This window comes from Tolypothrix campylonemoides VB511288_2 (genome assembly GCF_045999855.1).
GTDB lineage: Bacteria > Cyanobacteriota > Cyanobacteriia > Cyanobacteriales > Nostocaceae > Scytonema > Scytonema bouteillei_A.
Window position 1 is genome coordinate 1 of sequence record NZ_JBFPMW010000018.1, and the last position, 22,800, is coordinate 22,800.

General features: G+C 40.6%; 21 protein-coding genes. 7 read left to right on the forward strand and 14 right to left on the reverse strand.

All coding sequences use genetic code 11. From position 1 onward, the window contains the following. Positions 1 to 47: 47 nt before the first annotated feature. The 3 genes from AB0756_RS35870 to AB0756_RS35880 all read right to left on the reverse strand — a co-directional run bounded on the left by AB0756_RS35870 (position 48) and on the right by AB0756_RS35880 (position 5,652). A complete protein-coding gene (locus AB0756_RS35870; protein WP_050045284.1) occupies positions 48 to 3,596 on the reverse strand; it encodes a GAF domain-containing protein in 3,549 nt (1,182 codons plus the stop codon). 69 nt (positions 3,597 to 3,665) lie between these two features. Next, positions 3,666 to 4,181 (reverse strand): chemotaxis protein CheW, encoded by a 516-nt coding sequence (locus AB0756_RS35875; protein ID WP_038078444.1) that lies wholly within the window; start codon positions 4,179 to 4,181, stop codon positions 3,666 to 3,668. Positions 4,182 to 4,383: 202 nt separating this feature from the next. Next, positions 4,384 to 5,652, reverse strand: coding sequence for a hybrid sensor histidine kinase/response regulator (locus AB0756_RS35880; RefSeq protein WP_167844733.1), 1,269 nt, complete (start codon positions 5,650 to 5,652; stop codon positions 4,384 to 4,386). Between the two features lie 567 nt (positions 5,653 to 6,219). Here AB0756_RS35880 and murJ point away from each other — a divergent pair. From murJ to AB0756_RS35910, 6 genes are all read left to right on the forward strand, one after another. Beyond that, the gene (gene murJ, locus AB0756_RS35885) at positions 6,220 to 7,791 is read left to right on the forward strand and encodes a murein biosynthesis integral membrane protein MurJ (protein ID WP_038078442.1); all 1,572 of its coding nucleotides are present in this window, start codon (positions 6,220 to 6,222) and stop codon (positions 7,789 to 7,791) included. 146 nt (positions 7,792 to 7,937) lie between these two features. Continuing rightward, positions 7,938 to 9,176, forward strand: coding sequence for a S41 family peptidase (locus AB0756_RS35890; RefSeq protein WP_202048640.1), 1,239 nt, complete (start codon positions 7,938 to 7,940; stop codon positions 9,174 to 9,176). A 136-nt stretch (positions 9,177 to 9,312) separates the two neighbouring features. Next, positions 9,313 to 9,645 carry a hypothetical protein gene (locus tag AB0756_RS35895; RefSeq protein ID WP_038078440.1) on the forward strand — a complete coding sequence of 111 codons (333 nt, stop codon included), beginning with the start codon at positions 9,313 to 9,315 and terminating at the stop codon, positions 9,643 to 9,645. A gap of 132 nt (positions 9,646 to 9,777) precedes the next feature. Beyond that, positions 9,778 to 9,981 carry a hypothetical protein gene (locus AB0756_RS35900; protein ID WP_202048639.1) on the forward strand — a complete coding sequence of 68 codons (204 nt, stop codon included), beginning with the start codon at positions 9,778 to 9,780 and terminating at the stop codon, positions 9,979 to 9,981. Between the two features lie 224 nt (positions 9,982 to 10,205). Next, positions 10,206 to 10,460 carry a hypothetical protein gene (locus tag AB0756_RS35905; RefSeq protein WP_038078439.1) on the forward strand — a complete coding sequence of 85 codons (255 nt, stop codon included), beginning with the start codon at positions 10,206 to 10,208 and terminating at the stop codon, positions 10,458 to 10,460. Further along, entirely contained in the window at positions 10,457 to 10,861 is a 405-nt protein-coding gene (locus AB0756_RS35910) for a type II toxin-antitoxin system VapC family toxin (protein ID WP_038078437.1), read from the forward strand. The genes AB0756_RS35905 and AB0756_RS35910 overlap by 4 nt, the downstream gene beginning before the upstream one ends. A 52-nt stretch (positions 10,862 to 10,913) precedes the next feature. Here AB0756_RS35910 and AB0756_RS35915 read toward each other — a convergent pair whose 3' ends face one another. The 9 genes from AB0756_RS35915 to trpB all read right to left on the reverse strand — a co-directional run bounded on the left by AB0756_RS35915 (position 10,914) and on the right by trpB (position 18,677). Further along, a complete protein-coding gene (locus AB0756_RS35915; RefSeq protein ID WP_153021556.1) occupies positions 10,914 to 11,081 on the reverse strand; it encodes a hypothetical protein in 168 nt (55 codons plus the stop codon). A gap of 33 nt (positions 11,082 to 11,114) precedes the next feature. Then, positions 11,115 to 12,158 (reverse strand): Ldh family oxidoreductase, encoded by a 1,044-nt coding sequence (locus tag AB0756_RS35920; protein WP_038078433.1) that lies wholly within the window; start codon positions 12,156 to 12,158, stop codon positions 11,115 to 11,117. Beyond that, positions 12,118 to 12,942, reverse strand: a complete 825-nt coding sequence (locus AB0756_RS35925) for a VanW family protein (protein ID WP_038078430.1) — start codon at positions 12,940 to 12,942, stop codon at positions 12,118 to 12,120. Before AB0756_RS35925 ends, AB0756_RS35920 begins: the two co-directional genes overlap by 41 nt. A gap of 62 nt (positions 12,943 to 13,004) precedes the next feature. Continuing rightward, a complete protein-coding gene (locus AB0756_RS35930) occupies positions 13,005 to 14,216 on the reverse strand; it encodes an RNA-guided endonuclease InsQ/TnpB family protein (protein ID WP_038080764.1) in 1,212 nt (403 codons plus the stop codon). Between the two features lie 126 nt (positions 14,217 to 14,342). Beyond that, positions 14,343 to 14,615 (reverse strand): HepT-like ribonuclease domain-containing protein, encoded by a 273-nt coding sequence (locus AB0756_RS35935; protein WP_050045286.1) that lies wholly within the window; start codon positions 14,613 to 14,615, stop codon positions 14,343 to 14,345. After that, complete coding sequence (locus AB0756_RS35940) at positions 14,602 to 14,958, reverse strand: nucleotidyltransferase family protein (protein WP_237265926.1); 357 nt, start codon at positions 14,956 to 14,958, stop codon at positions 14,602 to 14,604. The genes AB0756_RS35935 and AB0756_RS35940 overlap by 14 nt, the downstream gene beginning before the upstream one ends. A 117-nt stretch (positions 14,959 to 15,075) precedes the next feature. Next, positions 15,076 to 16,242 carry a cysteine desulfurase family protein gene (locus AB0756_RS35945; protein WP_038078426.1) on the reverse strand — a complete coding sequence of 389 codons (1,167 nt, stop codon included), beginning with the start codon at positions 16,240 to 16,242 and terminating at the stop codon, positions 15,076 to 15,078. A gap of 229 nt (positions 16,243 to 16,471) precedes the next feature. After that, positions 16,472 to 17,299, reverse strand: coding sequence for a tryptophan synthase subunit alpha (gene trpA, locus AB0756_RS35950; protein WP_050045287.1), 828 nt, complete (start codon positions 17,297 to 17,299; stop codon positions 16,472 to 16,474). Positions 17,300 to 17,336: 37 nt separating this feature from the next. After that, positions 17,337 to 18,677: a tryptophan synthase subunit beta gene (trpB, locus tag AB0756_RS35955; RefSeq protein WP_038078423.1), complete on the reverse strand. Its 1,341-nt coding sequence runs from the start codon at positions 18,675 to 18,677 to the stop codon at positions 17,337 to 17,339. A 186-nt stretch (positions 18,678 to 18,863) separates the two neighbouring features. Here trpB and AB0756_RS35960 point away from each other — a divergent pair, with 186 nt between their 5' ends. Further along, entirely contained in the window at positions 18,864 to 19,772 is a 909-nt protein-coding gene (locus AB0756_RS35960; RefSeq protein ID WP_038078421.1) for a LysR substrate-binding domain-containing protein, read from the forward strand. Between the two features lie 673 nt (positions 19,773 to 20,445). On the opposite strand, the gene AB0756_RS35965 is transcribed toward AB0756_RS35960, so the two are convergent. Together AB0756_RS35965 and AB0756_RS35970 are read right to left on the reverse strand one after the other, a co-directional pair. Then, entirely contained in the window at positions 20,446 to 21,180 is a 735-nt protein-coding gene (locus AB0756_RS35965) for an amino acid ABC transporter ATP-binding protein (RefSeq protein WP_038078419.1), read from the reverse strand. After that, positions 21,173 to 22,672: an ABC transporter permease subunit gene (locus AB0756_RS35970; RefSeq protein WP_038078417.1), complete on the reverse strand. Its 1,500-nt coding sequence runs from the start codon at positions 22,670 to 22,672 to the stop codon at positions 21,173 to 21,175. The genes AB0756_RS35965 and AB0756_RS35970 overlap by 8 nt, the downstream gene beginning before the upstream one ends. Positions 22,673 to 22,800: the final 128 nt, after the last annotated feature.

Here is a 22,800-nt window from a genome sequence, read left to right on the forward strand (position 1 = left end):
AGCCATTAGCCATTAGCCATTAGCCATCAGCCATTAGCCATTAGCCATTAGCCATTAGCCACAACCTGTTCGTTTAAAGAAGTGCGGGCTACTTTAAACTGACTCGCACTGCGTTGTAAGTCTTGTGCCATTGCTAGCAGTTCCTTAAAACAAGCAGAGAGTTTAATAGAATCAGCAGAAGTCTTGTTAGCGATCGCAGCTACATCAGTCATGGCTTGGGTAATTGATTGCGACTGTTGGTTCTGTACCTGAGTTGTTTGAGTAATGCGTTCTACCAGTTCACTGATCTGAGTTGTTGCGCCAACAATCGCGTTTAATTGCTGTCTGACTTCTGTGACTAACTTTGTTCCTTCAACAACCTGCTGAATACCTGTATCCATTGCGGCAGCCACTTCAGCAGTACCTGCTTGAATTTCTTGTACCAGTTCCTCAATTTCAGCCGTTGCTTCTGCGGATTGTCCGGCTAGCGAACGAACTTCATCAGCGACTACTGCAAACCCCCGCCCGTGTTCCCCTGCTTTGGTCGCTTCAATCGCAGCATTCAGTGCCAGTATTTGTGTTTGGGTAGTAAAACTACTGATTAAACTGACAACGCGAGAAACTTTTTGACCGGATTCACTTAAACGCCTGATACGTTTGCTTGTTTCTGCCACTGTTTCTCGAATTGCGGTGATACCGTCTACGGTCTTATTCATGGCAGTTTCACCCTCTTTCACAGTTTGATTTGTCTTTTGAACTGCCTCTTCAACTTGTCTGGCGCTAGTTGCAACTGCTTCCGTGGAAGCCACCATTTCTTGAATTTGTGTAGCTGCTTGCGAAAGCGCTTGAAACTGTTGTTGTGCTTGATTGGCAAGCTCAACAATAGATGATTCGCTATTTTGTGAAGTACTTGCCACTGCTTGAGACGCTTGCTGTACTTGCATCACTAACTTTCGCAGGTTTTCTAAAGTGTTGTTGTAAGTATCAGCAATTTTGCCCACTTCATCACCTGCAACCGGAGCGCGAACAGTTAAATCGCCTTGAAGGGCTGGTTGTACCGCAGACAGCAATTGTGCTACTTCCTGTTGCAATGCTTCATTGGCTTGCTTCTCTCTTTGGGCGGCTTCACTCAGTTGTTGAGACTGAATTTCTAGTTGCTCTAAGTATTCTGACTGCTGTAGCACAATACCCAACTGTGTTGCTACCTGGATCAGTAAATTTACCTCACCTTCTTCCCAATGGCGAGGTGCATTATTTTGATAAGTTAACAGCAAACCCCAAAGCTGTTGTTCGCCTTTAAACAGTGGCGCTGCAATGTAAGCTTTTGCCCCCCATTGCTCTAACGTTTCCCTTCCAAAAGTCAGGTCGGCGGATAGATTGATATCGTCGATCGCGCTTGGCTCATTCTTCCGATAGCGACCACCAGAACTTTCTTGCAGAACGGGGTCAACAATGACCGCCATATCCGTTCCAGCTAACTTGAGGTACCCACTACCGACATCTTCAACAATAAATTCTCCACTCCAGTCAGGGTTAAAGTGGTAAATGGCGACGCGATCGACATTCAGGAGTTGACGCAATTCCTGAGTAATGGAACGGAAAAGCGAGTCAGGGTTGAAATTTTTTTGCTGCAAGCGTTCAACAATCCTTTGCCCGATTTTAAAGATAAATTGAACGAAATTAGTTTCCCGCTCTGCGAGTTTAGCAAGACGCTCGGACTGTTGCCGCACCTCTTCCAAGTATTTTACCTGCTTTAAGGCAATCCCGACTTGGATACCAACTTGAATCAAAGAACTCAATTCCCCTTTTTCCCACACCCTTGGTTTGTCGTTTTGATATGCACCAAGTAAGCCCCAGAGTAAATCTCCTGCAAAGACTGGCACAATCATGTATGCTCTAGCTTCCATCTGTTCCAAGAGTTCAACATGGCAAGAAGCGTGTCCTGTCGTATAAATATCATTGACGACAAGGGTATCATTATCTTTATACCGACCACCTTGAGTTTCTTGCAAAAAAGTATCTTCTATGATAGGGATAATTTCTAACAACCGATTCCAACCACTTGCAGTTGATTCCGCGACAAACCGCCCGCTCCAATTTGGATGAAACTGGTACAGTGCGACTCGGCTACAATTAAGCATTTGTCTGGTTTCTTGAGTCGCAATCTTAAAAATTGTTTCAATGCGCTCCCCCGCCAGATTTTCCCTCCCCTGTCCCGAAAGCCGGAAAATTGCTTCTAAATCCATTGTACGAGACAGACGGGTAGTGATACGAGCTAACGCTTGTTCGCGAGCTGCAGATTTTGCAATTTGTCGGGAGGATTCCTCAATTTTCAATTGAGCTTCCATCTGCTGTACGGCCATACTCAGAGGTAAACTCAGCTGCAGCATAAAATTAATTTCCCACTCTTGCCAAATACGAATATTTGAGTTCTGATATGCCGATAGCAATCCCCACAGTCTACCATCGACAAAGAGCGGTACAACTATATACGCACGGCATTGGTATTTCTCCAGCACCTCAAGATAACAAGGGGAATAGCCCATTGCGTAAATGTCATTGACTTGCGTAAATCGTTCTCCACGAGTATATTTACCCCCTTTGGTATCTCTTAAATAAGTATCTGGATTGGATGGTGTGACAGGTGAAAGACTTTTCACGTTGCAATGTGAGTACTCTGTCAATTTTCCTTTTAAGCGATTATCGCGGCTTTGCTCATCTACTATTGATATCCAACCTGCACCGACGGACTCGGCAATAAACTCTCCAGTCCAATCCTCATTGAAGCGATAAACACCTACGCGATCGCACTTCAAAAAGCTACGAATTTCTGCTGTACCGAGGCGTAAGAGATTATCAAGATTCAGTGACTGATTAATTTTCTGGGTAATGCGAGCAACAAGTTGTTCTTGTTCTTTTGCTTGTTCCAGTAATTTCTGAAATTGAGCGGGTTGAAAACAAATCAAAAACTTGTGTGCGAGTTGTTGTAACGTGATAATTTCTGTTTCTTTCCAAATTCGCGGTTCGGAGCATTGCTGTACGGCTAAGACTCCCCAGACTGTACCATTAAGTTGTAGTGGTAAATTTAAGCTGGCTTTGATCTGGAATTGTCCCCAAAGCTTCCGCTGATCTGGGGTCAACTGTGCGGTTTCAATGTTCTCAAAGCTAATAACTGATTGTTGTTCGTAGTCGCTGGTGCGATCGAATCCAAAGATGACTAATGGCATTGAGTCCCGCATTCCTGGTGTAAAGCCTCGTCCGACAGACTCTTTTACGACAAAGCCTTCTTCTGCGCTATCAAATTGGTAAATCACTACCCGATCGGCTGCTAGTATGGAACGTATGGACGTGACTGTAGTTTTGCACAAGTCATCTATATTAGATGCTTGCTCCATTTGTTGAGCGATCGCCATAACTTCCTGTCTTAAATGGCTCAGCGTGTTTTCTGAAATCGGCTCACTCATTTCTGTATATATGGAGTTATTGAAATCGGCTTTGCCTGTAGGAAAAGACGGTTGTTCTTTGTTTTCAATAGTAGTGGAAGGCATAGAAGCTTTCCGCGTTCTGTGATTTGTTCTACCATTGCCATTTTTAATTGAATTTAGTTCGGATGTCATAATTACTGTTCAATATTCAAAGTTGATAAATTCAGAAACTAGAAAAGGATAAATATAATTGTTGTATCCTTACAGAAAAAATTGAGCGATTGCTGTTTGGTTCAAAACTGTTGAACCATTAGGTAGATATCCAATAACAAAGGGAAGTAATTGCGGGGGAAGTGAGCCTGGTTTTGCAGCTAACAATTGGTTGATATCGTGTAGTTCAATTTCGTTCACCGATTTCACAACCAATCCAAAGTAATAACTATCAGCCTGAAGAACAATAGCGATTGGCTGTTTTGACAGTGGAACTTGCTCAAATAAAGATGTACCACCAATCAACTGCTCCAAGTCAACCAACCACAACATTTCGCCACGCCAGTTGTAAACTCCCAGAATGCTATCAGGCGTCTCTGGTACGCTTAAAACTTCATCTAAATTGATCCGTAAAATTTCTGTAATTTGTTCAAGAGGAATTAAACTTGTCCTATATGTGCCAATAGGAAAACTTAAAAAACGCTGTCGATTATCGTCAGCATTTACATGAAAAATGGATTTGCTTAAATTAGCTGTTGTTAAAACAGAATCTAGTGAAGGTAGCATTAGGCTAATTAGGATATAAAATACTAGATAAACAGTTCCTGTCTAAACAAAAAACTATCTACCTTATCTGCATAATTTTAGAATTCCCAGAAATTTGGTCTTAATAACAGAATTACAGAAAAGTTTGTAAAAATTTTGGGCTCGCTCAGAAAATGTTTGTAAGTCTTACAATATGGTGGGTATTACCCGCTGTAATAAATTTTTATACTGGTAGTTTAATAACGAACTCAGAACCCTGACCGATAGTAGAATTAACTTCAATAGAACCGCCATGTCTTTCGACGACAATTTGATGAGCGATTGCTAATCCCAATCCCGTTCCTTTACCAACAGGCTTTGTTGTGAAAGCATATTCAAAAAGCTTCTGCTGAATCTCTGGTGAAATACCGACTCCGTTATCCCTAATACGAACAACAACCTTTAGGCGATCGTCACTTAAGCTTGTTTGAATCCAAATTCGTGGATTTTCTAGATCGGGTAAGTCATGTTCCTGAGTTGGTTCTCTCAAAGCATCAATTGCATTTGCTAACAAATTCATAAAGACCTGATTTAATTGCCCTGGTAAGCAATCGATTGTCGGTAAATCTCCATAGTTCTTTATAACATCAATTTTGGGATACTTACTATAAGCTTGGAGCCGATGTTTGAGGATTAAAAGCGTACTTTCCAAGCCATCATGAATGTTAAAAGGAACCATGACTTCAGTATCATTTCGAGAAAAATTTCTCAAGGATTCACTGATATCTTTAATTCGGCTCGTACAACCTTGAATCGAAGTTAAAATATTAGGTAAATCTTCAACTATATATTCCAAATCAATCTCTTGAGCATGTTTTTGAATTTCAGTATCGGTAACTTTTTGTTGGTAAAGCCGGATATGTTGAACCAGTTCTCTAACATAAGTTGATGCATAAATAGTATTAGCACTAATAGAACCAATAGGATTATTAATTTCATGAGCAACACCTGCAATCAATTGTCCCAGCGTTGTCATTTTTTCTTTTTGTATTAATTGAAGTTGAGATTCTTGTAACTGTTGTAAAGTCAGTGTTAATTGTTTGGTTTTTTCTTCTAGTTGCTTGTGCAAATGTTTGAGTTTGATGTGAACGTTAACTCGCGCTAAGACCTCTTCCTTTTGTAAAGGTTTAGTAATATAATCTACTGCTCCTAAATTTAATCCCCTTACTTTATCTTCTACCTTCGACAGGGAAGTCATAAAAATAATCGGTATATCACGTGTTGCTTCCGATGCTTTCAAACGACAGCACAGTTCAAAACCATTCATTTTTGGTAGGACAACATCTAATAGTATTAGGCTCGGAGAGATATTGACCAATTGTTCTAAAGCACTTTCACCACTATTAGCAATCACAACTTTGAAACAAAACTGTTGCAATATGCCCAACAAAAATGCTGTATTTGTTGGGCTATCGTCAACAACTAAAATTATATTGTTCTGAGATAAGATCATGGCTTGCTTATTAGCAAAAGCATATTGTTTTAAGGAATTGTTAAAAATACCAATTTATGACTAGTAAAATGGTGATGGCAATGACAAAAGTAGGTACCTCTACTACTATCACACTTATAATTTCTTTCTTACCTAGATAGAAATTTATAGATATGTCAGAAATAGAATACTGTTTGGTTTATTATTAGAAGGAATTCTAAATTCTAGATTAGCTACATTTAAAATAGTAAGCATCAGTGAAATTACACAAAATAGGAAAAATACTTATTGCATAAAGTCTTCTCAGACGGGAGTTGGGTATTACCAATAGACGTGATGAAAATGTGAATTGAAGTCATAGCCAAAAAAAAGATCGGCCTAGATTTTAGTTAATTATTCCATATTTTTAGTTAGTTATTTATACTTCACTATCAAAAGCAGAAATATCAGCTAATAATCTTAAAAAACTTAAACTTATGACATAACTTATAGACTTCAATAATAGTAATAAGATTATACTTAATTTCTAAGCCTATTGTCAGAGCAAAAAGCAATAAAAAGTCGTTGAAAAAAGTTTAAGCAAAACAAATGAAGCGCTCAATAGCTGGAATTGCGGGAATTGTTGCGATCGCCACTCTCATTAGCAAACTCTTTGGGTTACTGCGATCCACTTGTGTTGCAGCAGTTTTTGGAGTTGGTCCGGTTGCTGATGCATACAATTATGCCTATATTATCCCCGGATTTTTGTTAGTCTTGCTTGGTGGTATCAATGGTCCTTTGCACAGTACTCTAGTGAGTATTTTAGCTAAGCGAGAAAAATCAACTGCTGCTCCTTTGGTAGAAACCATCACCACCCTCACAAGCTGCATCTTACTTTTAGTAACAGTTGGTTTGATTGTTTTTGCAGATTTTTTCACTAATTTAATAGCCCCTGGTTTGGAACCACAAGTTAGAAACCTCGCTGCACGTCAATTGCAGATCATGGCTCCCATTGCTCTTTTATCGGGGTTTATTGGCATTGGCTTTGGGACTCTGAATGCAGCCCAACATTACTGGCTTCCTTCCATTAGCCCAATGCTATCGAGTGTGACTGTCATTATTGGGTTGGGTTTTTTAGCCCTAAAACAAAGAACCCTTGCTAATACACCTGACTCTTTCCTGCTAGGAGGCTTGGTATTAGCAGGAGGAACCCTTGCAGGTGCTGTTTTGCAATGGCTCGTTCAATCGATCGTACAGTGGCGGGAGGGTATGGGGACTTTACGCCTGCGCTTTGACTTTTATTCTCCTGGGGTGAAAGAGGCGATCGCAGTTATGACCCCTGCCATCTTATCTTCCAGCATGACCCAAATTAACATTTATGTAGATTTATTCTTTGCTTCTTACATTCCTCATGCAGCTGCGGCGCTCAATTATGCTGGGCTACTTGCCCAAACTCCCAAAGGTATCCTGACTAGTGCCTTATTGATACCATTTATGACCGTATTTTCCCAATTAACAAAACCAGAAGATCGATCGGCGTTAAAGCTGCGGCTTCGGCAAAGCATTACAATCGCAGCCCTCACCATGTTACCTTTAGGAGCTTTGATGATAAGTTTAGCCGTACCAATTGTCAGAGTTGTGTACGAGCGCCAAGCATTTGACTCCAATGCATCCAAACTGGTTGCAACTCTTTTCATGGCTTATGGTTTGGGAGCTTTCACCAGTGTAGTTGTCAGCGTACTCGTGCGAGTCTTTTATGCTTTGGAAGATGGGCAAACACCTTTTCGCATAACTTTAATAAATATTTTACTGAATATAGGACTCGATTACTTGCTAGTCAAAGCATTTGGAGCACCCGGTTTAGTTCTTGCATCCATGGCAGTGAATTTAACAGCAACAATAATGTTATTGTGGTGCTTGCGTCGCCAACTCAACGGTTTAGCTTTGCGAGAATGGAGTTTACCCATACTTGGTTTAATTGGTATGAGCGGAATCGCAGGGCTTACTTGTTGGCTTGTAAGTTGGGCTTTTGAAGTTTTTTGGAGTAGCGAAGGAATAGCGAGACAATTATTGCAATTAAGCCTTGCTAGCAGTATCGGATTAGGAGTGTTTGCAGCTTTAGTAAGTGTTATGAAACTGCCAGAAGTTGAGTTATTGGTGAATCGTTTGAGAAAGAAATAACTTGAATAGATTGGAACTAATGAGCCATCAAGATGGTCTCACGATAAGTCGCTACGCGTCTACTCATTGAGATGATCGACTTCAGAACCAACACAATTATAAGATTGAGGCTGACTCAGTTAAAAAGTGTAGCTGTAGCAATGTTAATGAGTGTTGCAGCTGTACTCCTCTTGTGGTTTGCTTCTCCCTTACCCAAAATGCTTGCCCAACCACAAGTAAAGATTTTTGAAAAAGTTTGGCAAACTGTAAACGAAAACTTTTACGACCCCAATTTTAATGGAGTGGACTGGAAGGCAATGCGGAAAAAGTATGAACCATCCGCAGCAAATACCAAGTCCAGCCAAGAACTGGCTGTAGTTATCAATCAAATGCTGTCTGAGTTGCAAACATCTCACACTCGTTTCTACATAAAAGATGAACCTGCTTACTATCAGCTTTTGGGTATTTTTCAAGCAGGGAATCCTGAGTTTCAAAAGCAGTTAAGAAAGTTTTTTCCAAAAGGTAAGATTGAATACAGTGGCATTGGTATAACTACCAAAGATATCAACGGCAAAACTTTTATCAGCACTATACTCGATAGTAGTCCTGCTGCTAAAGCTGGGTTAAAAGTGGGCGACCAATTGCTGAGTGTAGGCGATCGCCCTTACAAACCCATTGAGTCTTTTGCTGGTAAAGCGGATCAAAACGTCACGTTGTTAATTCAAAGAACCAGTAATGCGAACAGCCGCCAAAAAATTACCGTCATTCCCAAGCTGCTAGACGCAACCACCATGTTTAAGTCAGCACAGCAAGCAAGTACCCAAACGTTCGAGCGAGATAGCAAAAAAATTGGTTACGTTCACATCTGGTCAAATGCAGCAGATCCAGATCAAGAACAGCTACGGGAAGACCTTATCTACGGTCGTCTCCGAGAAGCAGATGGTTTAGTTTTAGATTTACGAGATGGCTGGGGTGGAGGAGACATTAGCTATCTCAACATATTTACAGCAAAAGCAGGACCAAGTGTTACCAATATTGCTCGTGACGGTAGAAAATATACATTTATTCCTCAATGGAAAAAACCTGTTGTCATGATAATTAATGAAGGAAGCAGAAGTAGTAAGGAAATTCTGGCATATGCTTTTCAGCAACATAAAATAGGATCTGTTGTTGGTTCTAAAACAACAGGCGCAGTTGTTGCTGGTCGTCTTTTTCTCATGGATGATGGTAGTTTCCTTTATTTAGCGGTTTCCAACGTATTTCTTGATGAAAACCAAAGGTTAGAAGGTAAAGGAGTCACACCAGATATTAGCGTTCCCTTCTCATTAGAGTATGCAGAGGGTAAAGATCCTCAAAAAGAGAGGGCTATAGAGGTTTTGCTGTCAACAATGAAGCAACGCAGCTAATTAACAACAACTCAGACTTCCCCTACCATTGTTTGCTTCCGGTCTTTTTTCTTTAGTTGTTCCCTATTATACAATTCTATTTCCTCTCATATAGAATTGGTCTTAAGCGGATTTATTCCTTGTTTAAGACGAAGTTATGAACCAAGAGCAGCAAGATCGAGTTAACTCTCAAAAGACAGCAAGGCAAGTATTTGCAATTATTTCATATTTACAATTTAGTATTCATTTGATAGCTTATTTTGCTAGTTTTATGAAGCTTATTATTATTGAAGGAGGTGGATACTATAATTTTAGAATTCTAGTTTTTATTGGAATAAGTATTATTTCTATTTTGCTTTTCTTGGCAAGCATTTTACTTATCAAGCGGAGTATTAGGCTTTCGATAAAAAGACTAGTCTGGGCTTATTTTTTTCATGCTATTGTCCTTGCCTGGAGTCTTTTTATAGTCAAAGTTAGTTATTTTATGTGATACCATTTTTGTATAAAGATACATCTGAATATCTCATGCTTTAATCTACCTGATGTCAGTCTATCTACACAGATTGGGATTCGCATTACTAACAACAAATCAATTCAAGAGTGTTTTTGCTCAAAAACCACCTTGATTCCAACACTTATGGGAGAGGGTGATTTAATTTTAGGACAAAATTTAGGTGGCGGTAGTCATGGGTGGGTTAGCCCTACTGAATCCGATTTTCATGCTTGTTGCACGGGCGAAAGCGTAACGTTTTTTGTTAACGCACACGTTGAGAGGCGAACGGATGGATTGTTGAACTTGCATGAAACAAACACGAGCAATTTTTGACTAAACCTTATTTTACAAGCTTTTTGGCTATAGAGATTTTGCTAGCAACAGTTAAACAACGCAGCTAGTGATATAATAGAAACCCCATTTGAATTTGGAGATAACTTGATTGTTCGCGTTAACTTTCAAAATCCTGTTTCATACAAGTTCCCTTTTCATGAGAATATGCTGAGGGTTAACTGCGTAAAATACCTAATGTGCAACAGTCGAACAGGTAAAACTATATGGACGTTTTGAAGATTAAAAAAACGATTATGAGTGACTTGCTAGAACTTAGCGGGTTATCTGAATTCAAAGGCAAAGAGGTAGAGATTACGATTTCTCTAGTCACCCAAGAAGCTACTCAAACTTCCCGTACAAGGAAAAATTTTATGAGATTTGCAGGAATTGCGGCTGACATGGCTGGTACTCTAGAAGACTTGGAGAAGGATGTTACTGCAAATAGACAACTCGATTTGCAGAGGCTCTCAGAACAGTGAAAAAAGCATTGTTAGACACCAATATTCTTTCGTATTTCCTTAGAGGGAAGATTGAGGTTGTCACTAAACTTAATGAATACAGTCAATTCTATGAATATCTTACGTTTTCAATTCTAAGTTACTACGAAATTAAAAGTGGCTTATTGTATAAGGACGCAAAAAATCTTCTGTCTAAATTTGAAGAGCTTGCTAATGAAAGCGAAATTCTTCCCTTGACAGTAAAGACCATGAATATTGCTAGTAAGATTTATGTAGAGTTGAGAACAAAAGGACTACTTATTCCTCCTATAGATATTTTGATTGCTGCTTCATCTATCGAATGCGGCTATCTTCTTGTTACAGCTAACACCAAGCATTTTGAGAATATTTCAGATTTGACGGTAGAAAACTGGGCTGAGTAGTTGACTGGGCTAGTGCAGTTAAGTGTCCACTATTAGCGAAACTCAACTGTTGTTATTCTCTCATACCAATTTGAAATAAAGAATGCGACGGTAGTTGGGCAAAATTTAGCCCTGGTAAAGCTTTCTCAATCCACGCATCCACCCATCTAAACTCCAAAATGGTATAACTTTGGAGAGGAAATTCCAGGACAAAAAATAAAGTGTCTTCAATCTCGTTCATTTCGGTATGCTTTTAGCCTTACCGTGTTATGAGTTAATGGATGAGTGGAGAAACACTCTCTTCTCCAAAAAACGCAGTCAATTCCTCAATTAAGGCTTGGGGTATTGGAATACCAGTTAACAATCGCTCTTGGCGTGTCATGGCTTCTAGTTCTCCAGGATAGTAGATGGGTTGGTTGGGGTCAAGACGGGGTGTTTCTTTGAGAGAAGCGATCGCATTTTGCACCCGTTGCTCAAACTCATTGCGATCGGTCCACGCTTCCACATCAAGCACCCAGAATAAATGTCCGGTACCGTTCGCACCATCGTGGATTGCTTTATTTTTAAACATTGCTGCTACCGTACCTAACAAAGGACCGCAGAGTAAATCCGCCACAAATGCCAAACCAGAACCTTTGTATGATGCTGGTAAATTGACTGCTACCTGCTTGGGATTATCCGTTGGTTCTCCTGCTTCCGTAAGCCCCCAACCAAAAGGTATCGGTAAACCTTGGTAAGCAAAGTGCTTAACTTTACCACCGCTTACTGTCCCTGCTGCCATATCTAAAATAACGGGTTGCGATGTACCTGTAGGGATTCCCCAAGAAATGGGATTGTTACCCAGTTTTGCCTTTGTTCCTCCATAGGGAGCTAAGTCTACAGCACTCGTATCGCTAGTTGCAAAGCCAATTGTACCTGCTTCTGCTGCCATGCGAGTATAATAACCTGCCATCCCAAAGTGATTGCTATTACTGACTCCCACCACCGCTATCCCATACTGACGCGCAACTTCAATCGCTTTTTCCATTGCGACTTTACCTGCGTACTGTCCGGGAGCGCGATCGCCATCAATCCGGATCGTTGTTGGACGTACTGAATTGACAGACAAATTTGGTTTTGGGTTAATTCGCCCGCTTTGCAAACTTTTCACATAACCAAAAATTTGCTGCAAACCGTGGGAATCCATTCCACAAAGATTTGCCTCCACCAAATGCGTTTTCAATGCTTCTGCAACTTCCGGTAACAATTCGTAGGGAGAGAGAACTGCATCAAAAAAATTATGCAGGGATTTGACTGAAATCTTGTTGTAGCTTGACATGAGGCTGATACACATCTAATGTGCGGTAATTAACTTGCCATCCTGTAGTTGGCTCTTCCAATTGGCACGCGTAACGGAGCGTTTCTACCCGCCAACCAGGCATTCCATTCGTCTGAGGTGCGGGGAGCGTTTCCAAAACTTGAGAAGAAACCTTTACTTCTACTGGCTTTGGCTCAGTTCCCCAAACACTTGCTACAACCAAAGCCTTTTCACTTAACACCTGCAATTGCAAACGTAAAGAAACTTGGTTGTTGTTCCTGACAATTAAGTTTTTATAACCATAAGCTACAGTTGCATCTTGACCCAAAGTAAAAAAACGAGTGTCTCCATGAGCATCAATTGAGTGATTGTGACGTTCTAGAATTTCACAGTTTGCCCATAGTAAAGCCTGAAATAAAGTCGTAGAAATTTGACACAACCCACCTCCAACATCAGTCATCAATCGATTACCCACTAAAGTTGGACCTTCACGGAAACCATTGGCAAGAGTTGGACGCGGTACGCGGTTCCAAAAGTCAAAAATTTGCTCTGGATTCAGAGTCAATCCATCAATACCCTTTGCCGCCAGTTGCATATTCCAAAAACGGTTTTCATTGACTTGGGGAGAACCAGAACGTTGTTTAATTGCAGTACTAATCTCACTCCATTGATAGCAATAATCAGAAGATGGCTCTGAGTCTTGTTTGCGAGGGTAGTAAAACACATAACCCCGCCATAACGATTGAGCATCTTTAATTTTTTGACGAATCAACGCTTTCAAACTTGGGGTTAGAAGCTGTAACATATTAAAAGCTCAGAAATCATCAACATTCATTGATGACAGAATTTCCTTTGACACTCTCCGCCCTATAAGGGCGAAGATTCTTCAATCACAGACCCAACTTGCTGATACAGGATTTCTCCAGTATGAGTAGAGGTCGAATCTCCTGAAGCGTTCGGATAGTAGATCCAAGTTCCCGTATGCCCTACGGTACTCAAGGCTAATTTCAGAATATTGATAGCGGCATTCGAGTCTCTATCTATGACAAAGCCGCATTCGCAAACATGGGTTCTTGTAGATAGAGATTTTTTGACTATTGCGCCACAACTGAAGCATTCTTGAGAAGTGTAGGCGGGGTTAACCGCAACAGTTATCCTGCCAAACTTCACCCCAAAATACTCCAACCATTTTCTGAATTTATACCAACCAGCATCATTAATAGATTTAGCGAGACAGTGATTTTTCACTAAATTTTTAATCCTCAAATCTTCATAGGATACCAGATCGTGAGATTGGATTACGCAACGCGCCAGTCTCTTGGCGTGTTCTTCACGTTGCCTACTTATTTTGAGGTGTACTCGCCCTAATTTATTAATAGCTTTCTTACGGTTGGCAGAGCCTTTCTTTTTACGAGAAACGCGCTTTTGTCTAAATTTTAGACGTTTCTCTCCTGTGCGATAAAACCTTGGGTTAGGTTCACTATGTCCATTGCTGTCGGTATAGAATTCTTTAAGTCCTACATCCAAACCAATGGTTTTCCCTGTGGGTTGTGTTTCTAATTTGTTGTCTACACTAATCAGAAATTGAACATAATACCCATCAGCACGACGAACTAATCTAACTCGTTTTACCTGTTCTAATTGGTAGAAGTTTAAATCCCATGTTCCTTTCAGCTTGAGCGTACCAATACCTTTTTTGTCGGTGAAGGTTATTTGTTTCCTAGTCTCGGAAAGTGACCACCCAGAGGTTTTATACTCCACTGAGCGAGAATTTTTCTTGAACTTTGGATATCCCTTTTTACCCGGAACAGACTTTTTGCAGTTGTCGTAAAAACGAGCAATAGAACTATAAGCCCGTTCAATAGAAGCTTGGCAAGCACTAGAATTCAAAGCTTTTACAAACGGGAATTCGCTTCTCAATGACTTACTAAGGCGATACATTTGTTTTTGTCCCACGCCTCGATTATCCATCCAAAAACGGATACTCTTATTGCGAACAAATTGAGCCGTCCTAATCGCCTCATCAATGGCAGTATATTGAGTCGTTTTCCCTTTGGCTTTGAATTCTAAAACAATCATTTTCCGTGGAAAACTTCTACGCAAAATATTATAACACAAATAAAGTCGCCCTAGAAGGGCGAGGCTTTAGACCCATTCTCTTGGTAACTTAGCAACTAGCGGCGGCAAATCGCGAGTCACAATATCCTAAATGATGTCAAGATTAACATCAAAGTAGGCATGGCTCAGCCGATCTCGAGTTCCAGCAATTTGTCGCCAAGGAATATCAGGTATGCTGTCTTTAGTTCCTTGAGAAACGTTTTTGGCTGCTTCACCCAAAATCTCAATCAGCCGGACAACCGCCAGTGCCAGCATAGTATCGGTATCCAAGTCAGCGCGATTACGTCCTTGTGTGAATGCAATTGCCTGATTTGCTGCATCCAGTATATGCCGCAAACGTACCTTATCAGTTTTTGACATACTGCACTTTGGCTTCTGCTAGTACTCGATCTCGGAAGTAACGGCTGATATCTTGGGGAGTGTTAAGATCAACTTTTCTCCCTAACAGCATAGAGAGTTCATCCTGAATATCGATGAAGGCAAAACCTGGGGTGTATCCGGGTTCAAACTCAACTAAGATGTCAATGTCACTATCAGGGCGGAAATCATCCCGCAGGATGGAACCGAATAGGGAAACTTTGCGGATGTGGTAACGCTGGCAGATTTCCGCAATTTGGTCATTAGGAATTTCAATAGGTAATTGGGTAGTTATTCCTGCCATGTTGATTGTGGCTTGTGAGGGGTTATTGGGGGTTAAACTCATTCTAAAGGTGAGAACAGCAGATTTTTCAAGTGACAATAGGTGCAACAAATAATTGGAATGATGCCTATTGTAATTATTTTTAGCTCTTGTGCCATGCCCAAATCATAAAAGTTACAGTTACACCAACAATTTCTGTTTCCGCAAACTTTGAATAGTCGAAATCGCATGTTGTGCCACTTTATCAATTTCTTCAGTCGTGTTGAATCTTCCTATCCCAAATCGCACTGAAGCATAAGCTAACTGTTCTGAATTCCCCAGTGCTGTGAGAACGTGGGAAGGCGCAGTCTTTGCTGAAGAACAAGCCGAACCAGAAGACACCGCCATGACAGATTGCAATCCCAATTGCAACGCAGCACCATCCACACCTTCAACACTGATGTTCAAGTTTCCTGCCAATCGCCGTGTAGGATGTCCGTTCAAATGAATTCCTTCTATCTGAGAAAGCTGTTCCCACAATCTTTGTCTGAGCTGGGTCAAACGTTCCGTTTCTGTCGCTTGTTCTTGTAAAGCTATTTCTACGGCTCTACCAAAACCTGCAATTTGCGGCGTGTATAAAGTACCAGAACGCATTCCCCGTTCGTGACCACCACCATGTTGTTGCGCTGCAAGTTGTACTCTGGGATTTTTTCGGCGAACGTATAAGGCACCAATACCCTTTGGACCGTATACTTTATGTGCTGTCAGTGACATCAGATCGATTTTCATTGCTTGCACATCCAAAGGAACTTTACCGATTGCTTGTGCTGCATCAGAATGGAAAAGGATACCGCGATCGCGACACATTGCACCAATTTCTGCTAGCGGCTGCAACACGCCAATTTCGTTATTAGCAGCCATCACTGATACAAGAATTGTATCAGTACGAAAAGCTTGTTCTAACTCCGTTAAATCAATCAGTCCATCCTTTTGTACGGGAAGAATTGTGATTTCAAAACCTAAGGTTTTCAAATACTTGCAAGGATCTAGGACAGCGCTATGCTCTGTTGCTAAAGTGATGATATGCTGTCCTTTTTGAAAATAAGCTTCTGCAACACCTTTGATAGCTAAGTTATTTGCTTCTGTTGCACCGCTAGTAAAGATAATTTCTTCTGGTGTGGCGTTGATGGTTGTCGCCAAAATTTCCCGTGCTTGTTTAACAGCCGCCTCTGCTTCCCATCCATAAACATGACCGATGCTAGAAGGGTTGCCAAAGTGTTCTGTAAAGTAAGGTATCATTGCTGCTAGCACCCGTTCATCAATCGGTGTGGTAGCGTGGCAATCTAAGTATATAGGACGGGTAGACATATCTGTTAAATATATATAAGATCGAAATTTTACAACGATACCGTAACACAAAGTCAGAAACCCCACGCATAAATGCGGGGGCTTGAAAAAGCTCTAATCTGACCAGTCGATTTTAGCTAACAGCACGGAGGCGGAGCCTCGCAAGAAAGGCATTCCCAGGCAAAGCCACAGGATCGAGGTAAGACAAAGGACAAAAGAGTCTGATACAGAAGGAAATAATCGGTGCGACTTACAACTTCATAAAACTTACGGTCTCGCTTCGCAAGCCTCTCATATACTCGCCGAGTGATTGCGCTCCCTTCTCAACTAACAATTTCACAGCTTGCGTACCAATAACTGCAATATCAACTCGCCCTTTTAAATATTCAATGTCTTCCTTGGTTTGAATTCCAAAACCAACCCCTATTGGTAAACTGGTTGCTTCTCGAACTCTTTGTATGTAACTGTCAAAATCTTCAGAGAAGTTAGTCCGATCGCCTGTCACTCCCGCACGCGCAACACAATAAACCATTCCGCTTGCCATTCCTGCAATTTGTTGAATTCTTGAATAACGGGTTTTAGGTGTTAATAGAAAAATAGCAGCTACATCATTGTTTTTACAAATTTCTACATATTCAGTGGCTTCTTCTGGAGGCAAATCTGGTACGATCGCTCCAGCAATACCAATTTTAGATGCTGACTTAATAAACTTCTTGACTCCATACTTAAACAGGATATTGTAGTAGGTAGTGATTAAGAACAGAGTCCGGGGATGTTTTTTTGTAATTTCTCTGGCAAACTGAAAACATTCGTGGACTGTTGCTCCATTTGCCACAGCTTCTTGATTTGCCTTAATCAAAATAGGTCCATCTGCTATGGGTTCGGAAAAAGGAAATTGCAGTTCAATCAGTTCAACACCTGCATTCACTAGTGAATTAATGGCAACTCTATTACTATCAAAAGAAGGATACCCAAGAACAACATGAGACATTAATAATATATCTTTTTGCTGACGAGTCTCCACAATACGTTTCTCTAAAGTTGTGGTGACATTAGTGGTAAGTGATAGTGTTTTCATGAGTTATTTCCTCTTTCAATCTATTAATTTCCAGCGATTAACTTAATTGATCGATTTTGTTGCTTAAGAATTCTTTCCAAGAGCGATCGCCAAAAGCATTTGCCAAGGTGAAAATATCTTTATCCCCACGCCCAGATAGGTTAATAACAATACAATCTTCCGGAGAAAGCCGTGGTGCGTCCTTAAATGCTTGGACGAAAGCATGAGTAGACTCCAAAGATGGGATAAGACCTTCTTTAGTGAGGCAAAGTTTCAGAGTATCTAAAACCTCTTGATCTGTTGCAGTACTAACTTGAATCCGACCGAGTTCTAACAGATGTGCTAGAACGGGCGATACACCAACGTAGTCTAAACCCGCAGCAATGGAATGGGTTTCTTGCATTTGTCCGTCATTGTTTTGTAGGAAATAAGTTTTATACCCCTGTGATATGCCAACTGTTGCATCTTTTGAAGCCAGACGTGCTGCGTGCTTGTGCGAATTCAAACCGCTACCACCTGCTTCTACACCAATTAACTGAACGCTCTTGTCATCAAGAAACCCACTGAAAATCCCAATAGCGTTAGAACCCCCACCAACACAAGCATAGACCGCAGAAGGCAATTTTCCAGTTTGTTGTACAATCTGTTGTCGTGTTTCCACCCCTATAACGGACTGAAACCAAGACACCATTTCCGGATAGGGATGAGGACCGCAAGCCGTACCAAATATGTAGTAGGTCGAATCCATAAAAGCAGACCAATCCCTTAGCGCCTCATTAATGGCATCTTTGTAAGTTTGACTTCCCGTAGACACTGGGACAACTTCAGCCCCAAGTCTTTGCATCCAGAAAACGTTAGGATATTGACGTTTAACATCTATAGCCCCCATGTATATTGTGCATTCCAATCCAAATTTTGCCGCCACAGTTGCCGTTGCTACCCCGTGTTGACCTGCACTTGTTTCGGCAATAACTCTTGTTTTTCCCATTCTTTTGGCAAGCAAGGCTTGTCCTAAAACATTGTTTAATTTATGTGCTCCTGTATGATTTAAATCTTCTCGTTTAATAAAAATTTTTGCTCCGGCAAAGTAGGTTGTTAAATTTTCTGCGTAAGTTAGGGGTGTAGGACGGCAAGAGTAATTAGATAACAAAAATGTAAATTCTTGCCAGAATTTAGGGTCTGCACGTGCAGCTTTATATACTTCAATTAGATCTTCAAAGGTTTCATGCAAAATTTCGGGAATGAACTTGCCTCCAAATTCCCCATAGTAACCATTATGGCTTAATAAATCGGGGGATGAGAATTCCGAGTGAAAATACATCATCTCTACACAAGGATTTTTATTTATAAATAGCAGAGAAGGTGGAACCCCTCTGTTACCTACGATATCTCTATACATAAAGTTCTACTTATAAACAGTAGAGAAGTTAAACCTCTTTGTTACTTACCATAAGAGAAAAAAAAGTATATGTCCAATATTTAATTAGTTGGCAGATTATATCTTATAAATATAATTAGGAGATGCTTTGCTCTCTATGGGGATCGGCGAGATCCGTTCACCAATCACCGTTTAGTGGTTTCGGTTATGGAACTTCGACACTTAAGATATTTCATTACTGTGGCAGAAGAACTGAATTTTACTCGCGCCGCCGATCGCCTTCACATTGCCCAACCACCCCTAAGTCAACAGATTGGCGACTTAGAAGCAGAATTGGGGGTTAAACTATTTGAGCGTAGCAAGCGTCCCTTGCGATTAACAAGTGCAGGACAAGAATTCTTAAAAGAAGCACGCTTGATTCTTTCTCATGTCGAACAAGCAACCCGACTCGCACAACGAGTCAGTCGGGGTGAAGTGGGACGTTTAATAGTGGGATTCAATAGTTCTGCCACACAGTGTGTTTTACCCGAAATCCTCACCCAATTTCGCGATCGCTTCCCCAATGTAGAACTTCTTTTACGCGAAATGGACTCTTACAATCAAATTCAAAGTCTTCTTGATAACCAAATCGACTGTGGTTTTCTACACTCACAAAATTTCGATTGCGACCGTCTAAACTATACATCCGTGTTAAAAGAGCCAGTTATTGTAGCTTTACCCGTCACCCATCCATTGGCAAAAGATCGTGTAATTCCGTTAAATAAACTAGCAGGAGAATCTTTTATTTTGCCAGTACATCACACCAGACAAGGTTTTTACAACCAGGTCATAAACTTGTGTCAGCTTGCTGGTTTTACGCCCAATATCGTCCAAGAAGCTGTGTGGTTGCAAACAGTCTTGGGCTTAGTCGCCGGTGGGGTAGGTGTTGCGATCGTTCCTGCTTCCATGCAGAACCTCCAGCGCAAAGGAGTCGTTTATAAAGTGTTAGAGGATGAGACATTTGAAATAGAAATGGTTGTGGCGTGGCGAAAAGACGATCTCTCTCCAGTACTGCACGAATTCCTGCACCTAGCCTCCCTCATACAAAATTCTTGCACTGTTCCATTGCCTGCTTAAAACAGCCATTGGTAGAGTTGATCTCACAAGGCTCAAAAAATTATTTTATACAAGATCTACCTACAGGCAGTCGAGGATTTTATCGGTATATGACAACACTAGTGTTGGACAACAACATACATTTACTTCCCTGTCATCATATCCTTTTGATGATTGGGAAGTTTCTTATCTTAAGTCATAAAGTCTACTACTAATTTATCTTACTTTAGATAGATGTCAAATTTTAAAATATTATATTTCTTATATTTTGGCACGACAGTCCACCACTGGCATAGTTACATTTTCTGAATATAAAGTAAAGTAAATTTTCTTTTCTTTTCTTAGGAGTCAAAAGTCTCGCAAGGGTAGATAGAAGACAGACAAGGACTGCCACCCCGCAAGTATAAATGCTTAACAACATTGTGCTTGTTGACCCAATACTCATAGAAAAAAGCCCTCTTGCCATTGACAAACAAGAGAGCCACGGTGTGGTGTGAGGAGCAAACTGAATGTTTGCTGTTATTAGTTTAGCAATTGACTATGAAGTTATGGTGATAGTTATCTAAAAAATATGCAAAAAGTCATGGATGATTCAGAAAACAGTGAATAGTAAAGAAGAGGAGAAAAATTAGGAAATTATAACTTGTGACAGAGATAGACTATCCTCCAGTCACCAGTCACGAGTAAGTGGTACTTAAAGCATCTTTTCCAAAAATTGCTTAGCCCGATCGCAGTGAGGATTCTGGAAAAATTCACTAGGAGTCGCATCTTCAGCCAAGTATCCCCGGTCAAGGAACAAAATTCGGTTAGCAACTTCTCTAGCAAAACCCATTTCATGAGTCACAATTGCCATAGTTATACCCGTTTGTGCCAAACCTTTCATCACGTCGAGTACGTCTTTCACCATTTCCGGGTCTAAAGCAGAAGTGGGTTCGTCAAACAGAATCATCTCCGGTTCCATCGCTAGGGCGCGGGCGATCGCAACGCGTTGTTTCTGTCCCCCTGAAAGTTTTGCAGGGTAAACATCTGCCTTTTCAGCCAAACCTACTTTAGTCAGTAATTCTAACCCCTTAGTTTTTGCCTCCTGTTTGTCAATCCCCTTAACCTTAATTGGGGCGTAGGTAACATTTTGCAGGACTGTCATGTGAGGAAAAAGATTAAAGTGTTGAAACACCATCACCAAGCGTTGGCGAATTTTAGAGATATTTGCCTTTGGCATGGTAATGTCATACTCATTGAAGTAAACTCTGCCTCTAGTAGGGCGTTCTAGCAAATTCAAGCAGCGTAAAAAAGTTGACTTACCCGAGCCAGAAGGACCTAAGATAGCAACTACTTCACCTTGATAAATTTCTGTGGAAATATCTTTGAGTACGTCGAGTTTACCAAAGGATTTACACAAAAATTCAGTACGAATAACAGCGTTACTCACTTCGTCTTAACCTCCTTTCAAGTGCCGATGCGCCAAAAGTTAAACCCATAACCAAAACATAGTAAATTAAGCCAGCAAAAAGCAGGGGTTCAAAATAGATATACTTATTAGCCCCGATAATTTGAGCACTGCGTAAGATTTCCACCACACCAATAGTTGACACCAAAGCAGAATCTTTCAACAATCCTATTGTTTCGTTCACCAACGCAGGGAGAATGTTTTTTAAAGCCTGAGGCAAAATAACATCCCACATCATCAGCCAATAAGGAACACCCATAGACATTGCTGCTTCACGCTGTCCCTTATCAACCGCTTGAATTCCACCGCGAATAGTTTCTGACATATAAGCCCCAGAGTTGAGGGTAAAAGTTAGCACTCCTGCTTGCAATGCCGGTATATCATAACCAGTCAGCTGGGGTGTTGCATAATAAACCAATGCTAACTGTAACAGCAGTGGAGTGCCTCTAAATATAGAGGTATAAGCGTTAGCAAACCAGCCTAGTGGTTCTATCCCAGAAATCTTAAACAAAGAGAGTACTGTTCCCCAAATCAAACCCAAGAATACAGATAATACAGTAAACAATAAAGTAATGGGTATCCCTTGTAAAATAAAGGGAATATCTGGAGCGATTCTACCAAAGTCTAGATTTAAACCCTGTGAAGTTGTGGGTGTTGATGAGGAAGCAACTTCTGTAGTTGTATTTAAGGAAAACCACTTTGTTGCCAATTTTTTCAATTCACCACTGTCCTTCATTTTTTGAAGAACTTTGTTAAAAGGTTCTACGAGGGGAGAACCTTTTGGGAAGGCAATAGCAGAACCTGTTTCCTCGGCGGCTGAAGGAATGACATGAAACTCTAAATCTGGATTAGATTGAGCAAATCCTTTGGCAACAGTATCTTCAACAATTGCTGCATCAATTCGTTTTGATTTAATTTCTTGAATGGCTTCAGGAACTTTGTTGAGTTGCTTTAATTTTATATTGAGAACTTTTTGAGAAATTTTCTTAGCATTTTGCTCTTGGATGGTTCCAAGTTGAACGCCTACTGTTTTATTAGATAAGTCTTCTGGTTTAGTTAAATTGCTCCCTTTAGGAGCAACAATGGTATCTTTTGCTTCGTAATAGATAATAGAAAAATCAACATTTTTTCGGCGTTCTGGGGTAGGTGTCATTCCAGCCATAACAAAGTCAGCCCGTTTTGCTTGAACGGCGGGAATTAAACCATTAAAGTCCGACTCCATTACCCGCAGCTTAAACCCAAGTTCTTTGGCAATTGTGTTAGCAACATCAATATCAAAGCCAACAATTTTCCTTTCACCACCCTTGGTATCGTAATACTCATAAGGTGGGTAGTCAGGGGAAGTAATCATTGTTAATGTTTCTTTGCCAACTGACGGGGCTGCATGCAGAAACTTGCTTTGACCGATTGTGGTGGTAACTGCGATCGCGACTGCAACTAACAGCGTCAATAGAAATATTTTACGTTTCTTCATTGAACTCACGTTTATTTAGGATTGGTACATCGTTCTAATGGTTGTCATTATCATCCATTCAGGTGAATCGGAACTCAATATTGCTCTGATATAACAAGTAAAAATTTAACTAAAACTAGTTTCGATAT

Coding starts and splice junctions, on each gene's coding strand:
- AB0756_RS35870 (WP_050045284.1), bottom strand. CDS start 3,596: ATGACATCCGAACTAAATTCAATTAAAAATGGCAATGGTAGAACAAAT.
- AB0756_RS35875 (WP_038078444.1), bottom strand. CDS start 4,181: ATGCTACCTTCACTAGATTCTGTTTTAACAACAGCTAATTTAAGCAAA.
- AB0756_RS35880 (WP_167844733.1), bottom strand. CDS start 5,652: ATGATCTTATCTCAGAACAATATAATTTTAGTTGTTGACGATAGCCCA.
- murJ (WP_038078442.1), top strand. CDS start 6,220: ATGAAGCGCTCAATAGCTGGAATTGCGGGAATTGTTGCGATCGCCACT.
- AB0756_RS35890 (WP_202048640.1), top strand. CDS start 7,938: ATGAGTGTTGCAGCTGTACTCCTCTTGTGGTTTGCTTCTCCCTTACCC.
- AB0756_RS35895 (WP_038078440.1), top strand. CDS start 9,313: ATGAACCAAGAGCAGCAAGATCGAGTTAACTCTCAAAAGACAGCAAGG.
- AB0756_RS35905 (WP_038078439.1), top strand. CDS start 10,206: ATGGACGTTTTGAAGATTAAAAAAACGATTATGAGTGACTTGCTAGAA.
- AB0756_RS35915 (WP_153021556.1), bottom strand. CDS start 11,081: ATGAACGAGATTGAAGACACTTTATTTTTTGTCCTGGAATTTCCTCTC.
- AB0756_RS35920 (WP_038078433.1), bottom strand. CDS start 12,158: ATGTCAAGCTACAACAAGATTTCAGTCAAATCCCTGCATAATTTTTTT.
- AB0756_RS35925 (WP_038078430.1), bottom strand. CDS start 12,942: ATGTTACAGCTTCTAACCCCAAGTTTGAAAGCGTTGATTCGTCAAAAA.
- AB0756_RS35930 (WP_038080764.1), bottom strand. CDS start 14,216: ATGATTGTTTTAGAATTCAAAGCCAAAGGGAAAACGACTCAATATACT.
- AB0756_RS35935 (WP_050045286.1), bottom strand. CDS start 14,615: ATGTCAAAAACTGATAAGGTACGTTTGCGGCATATACTGGATGCAGCA.
- AB0756_RS35940 (WP_237265926.1), bottom strand. CDS start 14,958: ATGAGTTTAACCCCCAATAACCCCTCACAAGCCACAATCAACATGGCA.
- AB0756_RS35945 (WP_038078426.1), bottom strand. CDS start 16,242: ATGTCTACCCGTCCTATATACTTAGATTGCCACGCTACCACACCGATT.
- trpA (WP_050045287.1), bottom strand. CDS start 17,299: ATGAAAACACTATCACTTACCACTAATGTCACCACAACTTTAGAGAAA.
- trpB (WP_038078423.1), bottom strand. CDS start 18,677: ATGTATAGAGATATCGTAGGTAACAGAGGGGTTCCACCTTCTCTGCTA.
- AB0756_RS35960 (WP_038078421.1), top strand. CDS start 18,864: ATGGAACTTCGACACTTAAGATATTTCATTACTGTGGCAGAAGAACTG.
- AB0756_RS35970 (WP_038078417.1), bottom strand. CDS start 22,672: ATGAAGAAACGTAAAATATTTCTATTGACGCTGTTAGTTGCAGTCGCG.